This window comes from Algibacter lectus (genome assembly GCF_900112395.1).
Classification (GTDB): Bacteria; Bacteroidota; Bacteroidia; order Flavobacteriales; family Flavobacteriaceae; genus Algibacter; species Algibacter lectus.
The window spans coordinates 23,893-38,404 of record NZ_FOLN01000004.1 but is presented as its reverse complement, the minus strand read 5'-3'; the positions used below and the strand labels follow the sequence as shown (position 1 = coordinate 38,404).

General features: G+C 33.5%; 9 protein-coding genes. 7 read left to right on the top strand and 2 right to left on the bottom strand.

Annotated features, from left to right (window positions below; translation table 11 throughout):
* Positions 1-91: 91 nt before the first annotated feature.
* The 7 genes from gcvH to BM246_RS08595 all read left to right on the top strand — a co-directional run bounded on the left by gcvH (position 92) and on the right by BM246_RS08595 (position 8,616).
* The gene (gene gcvH / locus BM246_RS08625) at positions 92-472 is read left to right on the top strand and encodes a glycine cleavage system protein GcvH (protein WP_074937230.1); all 381 of its coding nucleotides are present in this window, start codon (positions 92-94) and stop codon (positions 470-472) included.
* Positions 465-842: a VanZ family protein gene (locus BM246_RS08620; protein ID WP_139221870.1), complete on the top strand. Its 378-nt coding sequence runs from the start codon at positions 465-467 to the stop codon at positions 840-842. Before gcvH ends, BM246_RS08620 begins: the two co-directional genes overlap by 8 nt.
* Before the next feature lie 61 nt (positions 843-903).
* Entirely contained in the window at positions 904-1,623 is a 720-nt protein-coding gene (locus tag BM246_RS08615) for an energy transducer TonB (protein WP_042497553.1), read from the top strand.
* A 128-nt stretch (positions 1,624-1,751) separates the two neighbouring features.
* On the top strand, positions 1,752-2,543 hold the full coding sequence (locus tag BM246_RS08610; RefSeq protein ID WP_074937227.1) for an energy transducer TonB: 792 nt from the start codon (positions 1,752-1,754) through the stop codon (positions 2,541-2,543).
* A gap of 159 nt (positions 2,544-2,702) precedes the next feature.
* Positions 2,703-4,802 (top strand): gliding motility protein RemB, encoded by a 2,100-nt coding sequence (locus BM246_RS08605; RefSeq protein ID WP_074937223.1) that lies wholly within the window; start codon positions 2,703-2,705, stop codon positions 4,800-4,802.
* Positions 4,803-5,159: 357 nt separating this feature from the next.
* Positions 5,160-6,221 carry a T9SS type A sorting domain-containing protein gene (locus BM246_RS08600; protein ID WP_074937220.1) on the top strand — a complete coding sequence of 354 codons (1,062 nt, stop codon included), beginning with the start codon at positions 5,160-5,162 and terminating at the stop codon, positions 6,219-6,221.
* Between the two features lie 79 nt (positions 6,222-6,300).
* Positions 6,301-8,616, top strand: coding sequence for a chondroitinase-B domain-containing protein (locus BM246_RS08595; protein ID WP_074937219.1), 2,316 nt, complete (start codon positions 6,301-6,303; stop codon positions 8,614-8,616).
* A gap of 1,158 nt (positions 8,617-9,774) precedes the next feature.
* Here BM246_RS08595 and BM246_RS08590 read toward each other — a convergent pair.
* Both BM246_RS08590 and BM246_RS08585 read right to left on the bottom strand, forming a co-directional pair.
* Positions 9,775-11,310, bottom strand: coding sequence for a RagB/SusD family nutrient uptake outer membrane protein (locus tag BM246_RS08590; RefSeq protein ID WP_083415744.1), 1,536 nt, complete (start codon positions 11,308-11,310; stop codon positions 9,775-9,777).
* Positions 11,311-11,331: 21 nt separating this feature from the next.
* Positions 11,332-14,433, bottom strand: coding sequence for a SusC/RagA family TonB-linked outer membrane protein (locus BM246_RS08585; RefSeq protein ID WP_074937216.1), 3,102 nt, complete (start codon positions 14,431-14,433; stop codon positions 11,332-11,334).
* Positions 14,434-14,512: the final 79 nt, after the last annotated feature.

Sequence of the window (14,512 nt, the reverse complement as noted above, 5' to 3'; positions counted from 1 at the left end):
CTATTTGAAAATCAATATTGAATAAATACATTTGTGAAAACTTATAAAAATTAGTTTTACATATTAATCGTATTTAATAAATAAAAATAAAATGAATATTCCATCAGAATTAAAGTACACAAAAGACCACGAGTGGGTAAAGGTTGACGGCGATGTTGTAACTATTGGTATTACCGATTTTGCACAAAGCGAGTTAGGTGATATTGTTTATGTTGAGGTAGAAACTCTTGATGAAACTTTAGAAGCTGAAGAAGTTTTTGGAACGGTAGAAGCTGTAAAAACGGTTTCAGATTTATTTTTACCAGTTTCAGGTGAAATTATAGAGTTTAATGAAACTTTAGAAGATGAACCAGAAAATGTAAATACAGATCCTTACGGAGCTGGATGGATGATTAAAGTAAAATGTTCTGATGTTTCTCAAATCGATGGGTTAATGTCTGCAGACGGTTATAAAGCATTAATTGGTGCTTAAAAAATCGGCAATAGTCTTAGCGGTATTATATACTGTTGCTTTAACAGCAGCTTGTTTAATGTCTCTTAAAGATATGCCAAAAGTAGATGTTTCTAATGGAGATAAAATTTTCCATTTTGGAGCCTATGCTGCTTTTACTGTTTTATGGTATGCTGCGTTTATTTTCAACTTTAAGTTGGAAAAAATGAAAGCTTTATTATATGCAACTGTATTTGCTGTTGTTTTTGGTATAGTTATTGAGGTGTTACAAGATACTATGACGGACTATCGCGCCATGGATATTTATGATGTAGTAGCAAACTCCTTGGGAGCATTACTCACAGCTTTGATATTGTGGCGAATAAACAAATTACAAGTTAAAAAGCAATAAAGACTTGTTTTTTTGACAAATAAATAGTTATTTTAGCAATCTTGATAAACTAATTAAATTTATGGAACCTAAAAAAAATCCTAAAGCAAATGTTGGACGTAACAGTTCACTGTATTTTGCAATCGGCTTAGCGTTAATGTTATTCTTAACGAACTATGCTATTAATTTCAAAACTTATGATGACGTAATTACCGATATAGGAGTGGTAAGTATGGACGAAATAGAAGAGGAAGAAATTCCAATTACTAATCTAATGCAAACGCCTCCACCACCGCCACCGCCACCAGCAGCTCCAGATGTTATTGAGATTGTTGAGGATGAAGTGGAAATCGAGGAAACTATTATAGAGTCTACTGAAGTTGATCAAGAAACAGAAATTGTTGAGGTTGAAGAAGTAGAAGTTGTAGAGGTTGAAGAAGATATCGAAGTGCCTTTTGCTGTTATTGAAAATGTACCTGTTTTTCCAGGTTGCGAAAAAGGTAACAACGCAGCTAAGAAAGCTTGTATGTCTGAAAAAATTCAAAAATTCGTTACTAAAAAGTTTAATACTGAATTAGCTAGTGAATTAGGTTTATCGGGAAGACAACGTATTAACGTTATCTTTAAAATCGACAAAACAGGAAATGTTGTTGGAGTTCGTTCAAGAGCACCACACCCAGGTTTAGAAAAAGAAGCAGCACGTGTTATTAACATGTTGCCTAAAATGAAGCCAGGTATGCAACGTGGAAAAGCAGTAACAGTGCCTTACTCTTTACCTATTGTATTCCAAGTTCAAGATTAAATTTCTTTTCAGCTGTTAAACAACAGCACAATAAATATAAAATCCCGTTACATTTCTGTAGCGGGATTTCTTTTTTGGTATGCTTATTGCAACTTTATCATAATATTAACATTTAAATTTTAATAATTATGAGTAATCCAAAGAAAACTCACGAACTCATTCGGCAAAATGAGCAAATCGTGAAAAAATCGCAAAAGCATGATGCAAATTTACAAAAAAACTCCACGCTTTACTTTCAGGTGGGCTTAATCATCTGTTTGTTTATGGTGTATGGTCTTTTTGAAATGAAGTTTGAGTCGGAAATCCCTAAGGAAAGTAGTTTCAATTTTGAACCCGACCCTGAGGAGATTCGAATTGAAAACTTTAAAATTTATGTTGAACCAGTAAAAGAGGTTCAGCCAGAACCTAAAAAATCAACTAAGTTAATTGATAAGGTAGAAGAAGTCGATAATGATGCGCCGTTTGAGGAGGCTATGAATATTAAAACGGCCGATCAGAATACAACGTCTAAGCCTATTGCTATTGGTGATATTGTTGTTGAAGGCCCTCCAGCCGATGAGCCTCCAGTAGATTTTGTTAGCGTTGAAGAAGTGCCTGTTTACCCGGGATGCGAAAACAAAAAAACAAACTTAGATAAACGTAAATGTATGTCTGAGAAAATAACAAAGTTGGTTCAGAGAAAATTTGATACTAATTTAGGTAGCGAGCTTGGTTTGTCTGGAAAACAGGTGATTAGAACTCAGTTTAAAATTGATAAAACTGGTCGTGTTACCGATATTAAAACTCGAGGAACACATCCTGATTTAGAGAAGGAAGCTGAGCGTGTTATTAATAACATTCCGGAAATGACGCCAGGAAAACAACGAGACAAAAATGTAGGTGTTATTTATACCTTACCAATAGCGTTTAGTGTGCAGTAATAAAATACTCAATAAAATTATCTAAAAGCCGTTAGCCTATATAGGTTAACGGCTTTGTTGTTTGAAGGAACTGATACAGTTGCCGTGCAGAATATAAAAAATATAGTATCTTTCGAGCTTAAATATATTTTATATTATTTATCAATCCTCAATTAAGTGATGAAGCAATTTCTTTTCCTAGTTTTCATTTTGGCTCAATGTGTTGGTTATACTCAAGGCAATCCGTATTCGGAAAAGCCTCCTGTGTTTTCAGGGTGTGACAGTATTTCATTCAGTAAACAACAAAAATGTTTCGATAACCAAGTACATGCACACATCTATAATAGTTTTAAGGTGCCTGTAAGGGTTGAAAAAGAAAAATATAAAGGAGAAGTTGTGGTTCTTTTTGAAGTGGATACAATAGGTCGGTTTCAGGTGATGTATGTTGATGCGGTTTATAATGAATTAAAAGATGAGGCTAAGCGTGTGTTTTCAAGTTTGCCAAAAATTAAACCGGCAACTTATAATGGGCGCCCTACATTTAAACAATATTCGCTTCAAATTAAAATTCCTTTGATAGATACGAATTTAGATATCGATGAAAGCGAAGCAATTAATCCAATTTCTAAGTTAGAACAACAAGCCAAGCAAGAGTTTGATAGAGTAAATAATGATTTAAAGACCTTCGAAAATAAAGCTTATAACAGTCAATTAAATATTCAGTTTACGCATAGTGATTATGCTAAGTTTGATAGGCAAATGAATGTTGTGGGTAGCAATAGCCATACGGCATCAAAACCCTTTGTTTATGATGATGTAGCGAGTTATTATGATTTTCAGGCAGAAAAAGAAGCTCTACAGCGTGAAACTGCAACTTGGGCCGGACAAAAACTTTGGAATGAACATTTAGTGCAACTGCAAAGTGACGATTATTGGTTTACAATAGACCCTATTTTCGATTTAGAAGTTGGTAAAGACACTGATGCGGAGTTCAGTTCTACTTATAATAATACCCGAGGTTTTTTGGTTCAAGGTGGTTTGGGAGAAAAGTTTAATTTTTATGCTTCTGTTTTTGAAAGTCAGGGACGTTTCGCAGATTATGTAAATAGATATGCTGAAAGTTTAAAAGCCTTCGGACCAGATCCGGCTATTATTCCTGGGCGTGGTATTGCTAAAAGATTTAAAACAGATTCTTACGATTATCCTGTTGCGGAGGCATACATGTCTTATGCACCCGCAAAATTTATAAATATTCAATTTGGGCATGGTAAAAATTTTATAGGTGATGGTTATCGTTCGTTATTATTGAGTGATGTTGCTAGTCCGCACCCATTCCTTAAATTAAACACCAAGTTTTGGAAAATAAAATATACCAATACCTGGATGTGGTTAAAAGATGTACGCCCAGAAGTTACTGAAGACGGTGCGTTTTTAACTAAATATATGGCTAACCATTATTTAAGCTGGAATGTTTCGAAGCGATTTAATCTTGGTTTATTTGAATCGGTAATTTGGAGTAACACTAATAATCGTGGCTTTGATGTTAATTATTTAAACCCTATTATTTTTTATAGAGCTATAGAGTTTGAAACCGGTCAAGATGCGGGAAATGCTGTAATAGGTGCTACCGCAAAATATAAGTGGAATGATAATATTAACTTATATAGTCAGTTTGTGTTAGACGAATTTTCTTTAGCTGATGTAAAAGCGGGGGAGAGAAGTTGGAAAAACAAGTTTGGCTATCAATTGGGTGTTAAGTATTTTAATGCTTTTAAGGTTGAAAATTTACTGCTTCAATTTGAATATAATCGCATTCGTCCTTACACATATTCACATAACACGATAGCCACAAATTACGGACATAATAATCAGTCTATGGCACATTTGTGGGGCGCGAACTTTAGTGAAGCTATATTTATTGGTCGTTATCATTATAAACGCTGGTTTGCCGATGCAAAGTTAATTTTTGGTGTGCGTGGTTTAGATTTTAATGATGATACAGATGGGTTTAGTTATGGCGCTGATATCTATAAAAACTATAATGATCGTCCATTCGATTCTGGAGTAGAAGTAGGGCAAGGCATTAAAACTAATGTTTTTAACGGAAATTTACAGGCTGGTTATGTTATTAACCCTGCGTCTAATATGAAGTTATTTACCGATATTACAGTTAGAAATTTTAATCCCGAGGCAACTACGGCCACAACTTTCAAGAATAATACGGTTTGGTTGAATTTCGGAATTAGAACCGATTTGTTTAATTGGTATTTCGATTATTAATCGTCTTAAAAATAAGTAGTATTCTTTTCATTTTATCGATAATCTAGGGGTTCGAAGTCTTTTCTCGCATCTTTATTATGAGGAAGCTTTGTGCTTTATGTTGGAATTTAGTCTGATTTATGTTTAAATCACACAATTTCAGTGCTTTGTTTTTTAGTAATAACCTCCTGTTTGAATATATAAAATATAATTTTCGAGTTTTTATATGTGGGATTTTAACCATAAAAGATGTTTAATTACCAAACTTTCTGTTAAAATAATTTGCATACCTCGAAATAATGTATATATTTGGAAAACCAATCTGGTTAACCAATTTGGTTTTCCAGAGTACTATTCACAAACTAAAACAGGCTAGATATGAAAACAAAACTACTTTTTCTTTTTTCTTTTATGCTTGCAGCTTTTGCGCACGCTCAATTCACATCTTCTCCTGGAGATATAATATTTACTGAGTTTTTACCAGATCCTTCCACATCAAGTGAAGCTCAAGGGGAATGGTTTGAGATTATGAATACTACGAGTGCTGATATTGATATTGAAGGATGGACTATTAGAGATGGTTCTTCAAGTAAAAGATCGCATCTTATTATAGGGTCTTTAATTGTTCCGGCTAATGGCTACTTGTTATTGACATCAAATAGTGATGCTGCTGTTAATGGTGGTTTAGTCTCATCTTATCAGTATGGTGTAATATCACCAACACCATTGGTTTCTGGTTCAGGAACAGGGTCTAATTTTCCTACGTTTAATAATTCTAATAGTTTTGATGACGGAGTAGGAGGATGTAATAGTAGTGTTGACGAAGATGGAATTGATGATGAGATAGATGGTTTAAGGTTATTAATGCCGATTATTAGTGATCCTGAAGTAGATACAACGGATTTTGTTGAAATAGATAGATTTGAGTATGATTTTGGATATAATGCTACAAATTTAGCGGGAAGCGGAAAACCAGATGGTATTCCAAACTTACAATTGCTTCCTAGTTGGGATGGCTCTTTTACTCAGTTGTCAGGGTCGTCTTGTTATAATGGAAATGCATCTTTGGATGATGATGTAAGTGTACAGTTAGTAAATGGTAGTTGGGTGTTTTCAGACCCAAGCGTAGGTGTTTATGGTTCTACGAGTTATTACGGAACGCCTGGCGCAGCAAATACAAACGTGCTTTCTGTTGATAAAAATGTACTTGCATCAAAATTTAAGATTTATCCAAATCCAGCGCAAGATCATATTAAAATAGATGCCGATAATGTAAATGTTTCTTCTGTAGAAATGTTTAGTATTGTTGGTAAAAGATTAATTTCAGAAAAGAATTTAGTAAATAATAAATTAGATATTTCAAGTTTAAATAGTGGTGTTTATCTTTTAAAAATAAACGCATTAGAAGGAAGCTTGGTTAAAAAAATTATAGTTGAGTAGTTAGTTGTTTTTAAAAAGAAGGTCTTTTGTTGTAATTGGCCTTCTTTTTTGTTATTTTAAATTTATCAAAAACCTTTTTATGAATAAGTTGTTTAGCCTTTTATTGGTAGTTGTTTTATGTTTTTCTTGTAACGGAAAAGTTGAAGATTCAGGTACTTTAGTAAGCACCAATAAGGAATTGTACGAGGCTATTAAAAATGTTAAAGCCGGAGATAATATTGTTTTGGCAAACGGTGTTTGGGAAAACGTAGAAATAAAATTTGTAGGTGAAGGAACTGAAAATGCTCCAATTACATTAAAAGCAGAAACGCCTGGCCAAGTATTTATAGAAGGTGTTTCTAATTTAGAAATTGCCGGAAATTACTTAGTTGTAGAAGGCTTGTTTTTTAGAAATGGGTACACACCCACAAGTAATGTTATCGCGTTTAGAACTAGTGAGGAGAAAGTTGCCAACTATTCTAGAGTTACCAACTGTGTGATTTTAGATTACAACCAAAAACAACGTGATAAAGATGACCTTTGGATTCAACTTTTCGGAAAACATAATAAAGTCGATCATTGTTATATTGCAGGTAAAACTAATGGCGGTCCAACCCTTAGAGTTGATTTAAAAGGAAACCAAAGTATTAGAAATTATCATCAAATTGTAAATAACCATTTTGGTCCAAGACCGAGAAAAGGAGGGGCTCGAGGAGAATCTATCCAATTAGGTAGTAGTTTTACGTCTATGTCTCCGAGTAATACAACTATTGCAAATAATTTATTTGAAGAATGTAATGGAGAGGTTGAAGTTATTTCGAGTAAAACAAATTTCAACGAAATTAGAAATAATGTGTTCTATAAAAGTGAAGGTTCTGTAGTAACGCGCCACGGTAACTATGCTGTTATTGATGGTAATTATTTTATTGGAGATGGTGTTAATAAAAACTACGGAGGAATTAGACTTGTAAACACGGGGCATTGGGTTATTAATAATTATTTCTATAATATTATTGGTGAAAACTTCAGAAGTCCATTGGCTGTTATGAATGGTATACCAAAATCACCATTAAATAGATACAATCAAGTTACAGATGTTGTGGTTGCATATAATACTTACGTAAATTGTAAATCACCTTGGCAGTTTGGAGTTGGTACTAATATTGCACAATCTGATGTGTTGCCAAAGTCGGAAATTCGTTCTGCACGACCTATTAGAACTGTTGTTGCAAACAATGTTATTTACAATACAGAAGGAGATTTATTACCAGTTGTGGAGCATGATAAAGCAGACGGTGTTCTTTTTAAAAGTAACATTATTAATAATAGCGATGTAGAGTTTAAAGATTACAACGGTGGTTTACAGAATGCTAAATTAGAGTTGAAAAAAGTTTCTGAAACCATATCAATTCCGGTAGGTGTACCAGGTGAAGTAACACCTTATGTAGGTTTTGAATTTAATACAATAACGAAAGATTTAGCAGGGAATTCAAGATTAAATCAAAATAAAATAGGTGCTTTTGTTAATGCTGATATGCCAGATCCTAATATTTTAGATAAATCTAAATATGGAGCAAGTTGGTATTCTAACGAGATAGCAGTAAAAGAAGCTAACATCTTTACTGTTGCCAACGCAGAAGAACTTCAAGCTAAAATTAACGAAGCGCAAAAAGGTGATATTATAGCTTTAAATGCGGGAGTTTATCAAATTTCTAAATCGATAGAAATTAATAAAAGCATTACAATACAATCTCAAGAAAAAGCGAAAGCACAAATTGTTTTTTCTGGAGAAAGTAGTTCACCTTTATTTTCTTTAAACCCTAAAGGCATATTAACGCTTAAATATGTCAGTTTAAAAGGAAATAATTCAAACTACGCTTTTGCTAGTTTAAAAGAGAATATGTCTAATCATTTTGGATTAGCGGTTTCTGGTTGTGATATCAGTGATTTCAATTATGTTTTAAAGGTTTACAAGCAGTCTTTTTCAGAAAAAATCACTTTTGAAAACACATCTATTTCAAACTGTGAAAATGGTTTAGAATTATCTGAAGAAACAAACGATAAAGGCGATTATAACACAGAGTATTTAACCGTAAATAACTGTACGTTCGATAATGTAAAACAAAACGTTATAGATTATTATCGTGGTGGTTATGATGAGTCGACTATTGGCGGAAATCTATTAGTTACTAATAGTACCTTTACTAATTGTGGCGCCAACGAGCAAAACAAGATGTTGTTAAACCATAGAGGTATTGTTTATGTAAACATTGCTAAAAACACTTTCAAAGATAATAAGGTTGATTATGTTTCTATTCTGTGGGGAGCAAAGGAGAACTATGCATCTGATAATGATATTAGTAATTCTGGTGAAATTAAAACCGAAGAAAATTTAAAAATGAAGTTGATGTATTAGTCGTTGATTTTATTATCGAAATAGTAAAAAAGGCATTGAAAATTAATTTTCAATGCCTTTTTTCTTGAGCCAATGTTTACTATTGATGTTAAGATATATAGGAGATTCTTATTTAGAGCCTGTAGTATTTATTAAGTTTAGGGGGATTGGTTTTCGTGATTTACTATAGTGTTATAAGTATTAAAACTTCCAGATTCTATTTCTTCTAATTGTTTTTCCTAATTAGGACTGTATGCGCTTGCGCGGAAAAGTTTCATATTGAAATAATAAATAATCAGATAAAAATGTTTTAACTCGGATACTCTTTTGTCGTTAAAAAAAAATATGAGCTGTAAATATTTACGTTTAAATATTTAGTAAATAATGTAAAATGCGATGTATTGCTTATTAAGCTCATTGTAAAAATATGTTATTTTTTAGAGGTTTTAAAAGTCATTAAATGCAGTGTTTTATTTCGAATGCCTGCTAAATTATAAAGCATCACAAGAATGATGATAATAATTGTTTGGGTGTATTTGTTTTGTAATTTCTAACTATACAATTTATTTTTAGTTCAATAGCTTTATATAGATAGCGATGAATCAGCAAATCTTTGTGGTATTTTTTTAGTACGAAGGGCGCTTTTAAGAGTGTTATATAAAGTTTTGCAGGTAATCATTAGGCGATAGGCTATTCGCTTTTAAACGCTTTCTGTGTTGTTTAGTTATCGCTTTTCTATTGTGTGTAGAAAATATATTAGTGAGACGGGAATATAAAGCTTTAAGGATAATCTTTATTCTTAGTTTACTCGAGCTACTGTGGTAAGTTTGTTTGAAGATGAAAACTGTTTATGCTCATTAAGAAGAGATTTTAGTAGGGAATTGGGGTAGGTGTCTTCAAGTGGTAGTTTAGAGAAGTTTAGTTTATACAGAAGGTTGTTTGTAGGTGTCTGTGATATTTGTTTATCATTACCTTGTCTTTTTTTTTGTTATTGAGTGAGCTAAATCTAGAAATTAAAGTAAAAAAAAACAGATTCAAAATAATATTCAAGATGTTGTTGAATATTATTAGAATCTGTTTTAGTTATTTATAATCTTTAGTTTTCTGCCTATTTGGTTTATACCAATATAGAAAACTTCAAAAGGTTACAAATATTAAATCTATAAATAAATAGTTCTATTATAAATTTGGGTTTCTATCTAATTCATCTTGAGGGATTGGTGTGTCATAATCCTCGGCTGAGTTCCAGTCAGGTTTTGCTCCTTCATATCCAGACGCGCTAAAAACTTGATTACCTAATTGTCTTCTCTTAATGTCATACCATCTTTTACCTTCAAAAGCAAGTTCTATTCTACGTTCTTCAAGTACATCAGCAACTGTTATACTTGTAAGGTCTGCAGGAACTGTACTCGCTGCAATTGTTTCTTCTACATATGCACCGTTTGTAGAATCACCACCGTTTCTTGCTCTGCTTCTTACTTCATTAAGAAGATCAACAGCATCAGCAGCTCCAATTTCAACTCCTGCTTCAGCAGCAATTAATAATACTTCAGCATAGCGTATCATCGAATAGTTATGGCTTGTTGCTCTTTTATTACCACGAGCATATGGGCCAGGATAACGTGTGTATTTCGCAATGTAAGGTCTGTTTTTAGCGTTACTATGACCACTTAGAGTGAAATTTGTATAGTCAACATCTGTACCGCCAATAGTTGCTCTTGTTTGGAAGCTAACACGTTTTCTGTAGTCGTCCTCGTCAAAAGAGTCATAAACAGCCATAGCTGGAACAGCAACAGACCATCCTTGATCATCGTCATCACCTCTAACTCCTGTCATTGGAGCAGTCTGATCATAAGAGTTATCAGAAGCTTCAACATTATTATAATCTAATGCAAATATTGGTTCTTTAGAAGCATCAATTTTGTTAGCGTTAAATAGAGTCTGAAAATCAGGGTCTAAATCTACATCATATGTCGCTTTATTAGTAATAACCTCTTTCGCTTTGTTGTAAGCTAATTGAAAATATGCATTGTCATTAGTTCCTGCTAAAGTTAAGTAAACTAAAGCTAGGTAAGATTTTGCAGCGGCTTTAGAAGGTGTCGCTCTAGAAGTAACTGTGTTTGGTAACCATTGTTCAGCGTACTGTAAATCTGATATGATGTTTTCATAAACTTGGGCTTCTGGAGTAGAACTTAAAGAACTAGATGCATTTATGTCTGTTACAGGTTCTGTGATATAAGGTACATCTCCAAATAATCTTACTAAATGAAAGTAATAAAAAGCTCTTGCAAAGTAAGCTTGTGCGATAACAGGATTTTTAAACTCATCGGCAACCTCAACTTTTTCACCGCCAGCAATTGCATCATTAGCTGCTGCAATACCTAGGTAAATTCTTGTCCATGGGTCAAAAACCATTTCGTTATTACCAGAAATAGTGTGAGTATTCATTTCTACTCTTCGGGTTTCAGTTGATGCAAGATCGACCATGTCAGAACGTAATAATAACGCAATTGATAATTTTCTACCCCAAATCTCTTCATTAATTGCATGAGTTAAAGAAGCGTTTACGGCTAATTGTATATCATCTGTTGTTTGGTAAAATCCATCTGGAGATAACAATCCTACAGGTTCTTCCTCTAAATCGGAACACCCTACTGCAGATAGTCCTAAACCTAGTCCTATCATCATTAAAAATATATATTTAGTTTTTTTCATTTTATATGCTTTTTAAAATTCTTAAAATGTTAAATTAAGGCTGAAACTAAAAGACTGTACTGTTGGGTAATTTCCAAAGTCGAATCCTCTAACAGTGTTACTTGCGGTGTTATTTCCATTTTGGCCACCTTGAGCACCAGCATAATTAACCTCTGGATCTAGACCAGAATAATTAGTGATTGTTAATAAGTTTTGTGCACTAACTGATAGTCTTAATTTTTCTACACCTATAGTTTTAAGAACATCTGAAGGTAAGTTGTAACCTACTGCAAGGTTTTTTAATCTAACATAGCTTCCGTCTTCTACAAATCGTGAAGAAATTTCTCTGTTACTGTTGTTTCCAACACGTGGTTGGTCGGTATCTGTATTTGAAGGTGTCCATGCGTTATTGAAATAAGCATATGTTGTGTTTGCATCACCATTATTTAACTGAACGTTCGTCATGTTAAAAATTTCACCTCCTTGAGATCCTTGGAAAAATAAGTTTAAATCCCAGTTTTTATACCTGAAATCATTTGTAATACCCCAAGTGAAATCTGGATTAGGGTTACCAATTACTGTTCTGTCACCGTCATCAATAACACCGTCAGAAACACCGTCTTCATCAGCTATATCATAAAATAAAGGATCTCCTTCTACGCCTCCAGGTAATGTAGCTGTTCCTGCTGGTGCAGTACCTCCTTGGTATACTCCTGCGTAATCTAACCCGTAGAATAAGCCTACTTCTTCACCTTCTCTAAGGATGTAAGTATTGTTAACGCTAAAGTAACTTGGTGCCCCATTTCCAAACCAATCATCTCCGTTAATTAACGTAGTAACTGTGTTTTTGTTTTTAGAGAATACAAAGTCTGTACTCCAGCTAAAGTTATCATTAGTAATGTTTTTAGTACTTAAAAAGACTTCAATACCAGTGTTATTAATTTCACCAACATTCTTTAAAATCTGGTCGTTATAGAAACCTAAATACCAAGGTAATCCATTATCTCTCATAATTAAATCTTTCGTGTCGATGTTGTAATAATCTACAGAAAGTGAGATTTTATTGTTTAATAAAGCTAAATCTACACCAGCATTAAATTGGTAAGAAGACTCCCATTTTAAATCAGGATTTGCTGGTTGGTAAGGTGTAACAGCTTGTACTGTTGTTCCATTACTAGATGCGTAAATATTTTCTAAACTAGCTAAAGATTCATAAGCACCAATAGAAGGGTTTCCAGTTACACCGTAACTAGCTCTTAATTTTAAGTTAGAAATAGTTTCGTTATCTTTTAAGAAATCTTCATTGGAAACTTTCCATCCTAATGCACCAGAAGGGAAAATAGCATACTTTTCGTTGGTAGCAAAATTTGAAGCTCCATCACGTCTTATAGTAGCTGTAATTAAATATTTATCGTCATAATCAAAGTTTATCCTTCCAAATTGAGACTGGATTTCTTTTTCTGTAACATATATATCTCCTGATCCTTGTTGGATTAAGTTTGTAGCGGTCCATAAACCGTAGTATGAGAAAGAATCTGAAATTGTTCCTGTACCTTCATTAGAAAAACCTTTACTCGTAGTTTTTTGGTAAGAAAGACCAGCTAATAAAGTTAAATTTCCTTTTCCTATTTCTTTATTATAGGTTAAGTAGTTCTCAGTTAATACATTTTTAGTTTTATCTTCAGACATAATAGCTCTACCTTGAGTGCTACCACCTGCAGTAACTTCTAATGTTCTTGGCATATAAATACCTCTAAATGTATTTTTTGTGCTTATACCGAAAGTTGTTTTAAAAGCTAGCCCTTCTACGATATCGTAATTAGCATAAAAATTTGCTCTAAAATCTTCTATTTCAGTATCGTCATCTCTTTGAGTTGCAACAGCCCATGGGTTATCAACTTCGTCACCTACTTGATCGTTTGTAGTGAACGAACCGTCTGCATTGTATATACCTTTATCTGGAGCAAAACGCATTGCTAATGAAACAACATCATCTCCACCAACAGTAACAGAACCATCAGATTGAGTAGAAACACCATTTTTAGTGCTTATACCTCCTGTTAAGTTAACTCCAAGTTTTAATTTATCAGTTACTTGGGCATCTAAATTAGATAAGAAAGAAGCTCTTTCGTAACCAGAATTAACTAATACACCGTCTTGGTTAAAATAAGTACCCGATGCATAATAGTTTACTTTGTCTGAGCCTCCAGAAACAGATAGTTGGTGGTTTTGAACACTTCCTGATCTGTAAATTAAATCTTGCCAGTCTGTATCGAAGTCACCTTGTATGTATGGACTTGCTGTTGTAGAGTTTGTAATAGCAACATTTTGTCTAACTTGGTTTTGGTAATCGGTAAAATCATTAGCGTTTAATAAGTTTAGTTCATTTGCTGTAGACTGTACGGAGTAAGTAGAATTTAATTCAATATTTAATCTGCCAGATCTACCTTTTTTAGTTGTTACTAAAACAACACCATTTGAACCTTGTGAACCGTAAATAGCGGTTGCAGAAGCATCTTTTAATATTTGCATAGATTCAATATCTCCTGCTTGTGGCATATTGGCACCAACGAAGCCATCTACAACAATTAGTGGGTTACTACTCGCATTAATTGAAGTATTACCCCTAATAGAGATGCTAATAGGTGCTCCTGGCTCTCCACCATTGTTAGATTGAACGTTTACACCGGCAGCACGACCTTGTAACGCTTGTGTTGCATCTAGAACTGGAAATGCTGTTAACTCTGCAGTTTTCACTGAAGAAACAGAGCCTGTTACATCACTCTTTTTTCGAGCGCCATATCCAACAACGACAACTTCTTCTAAAGCACTAACATCTTCATCTAGAGCTACGTTAATTTTCGATTGGTTTCCAACAGTAACTGTTTTTTGTACAAAACCTACATAGCTAAAGCTAAGAATGGTGTTGCTACCTTCAACTGTTATAGAGTAATTACCATCAAAATCGGTAGAAGCACCAGTGTTTGTGCCTTTTGCAATAACGTTAACGCCCGGTAGAGGTTGGTTATCCGTTGCTGAGGTTACTGTACCTGTTATTGTTTTTTGTTGTGCACTTAAGGTAAATGCAAAACAAAAGGATAATAATAAAAGGTAAACCTTTTTAAATCTTTTGTGTTTTTTCATTAGTTTAATAAATTAGATTAGTTTGGAATAATTTTCCAGATATGAACTGTTTCTAGTGGTGATTCAGGCTATATCTCGG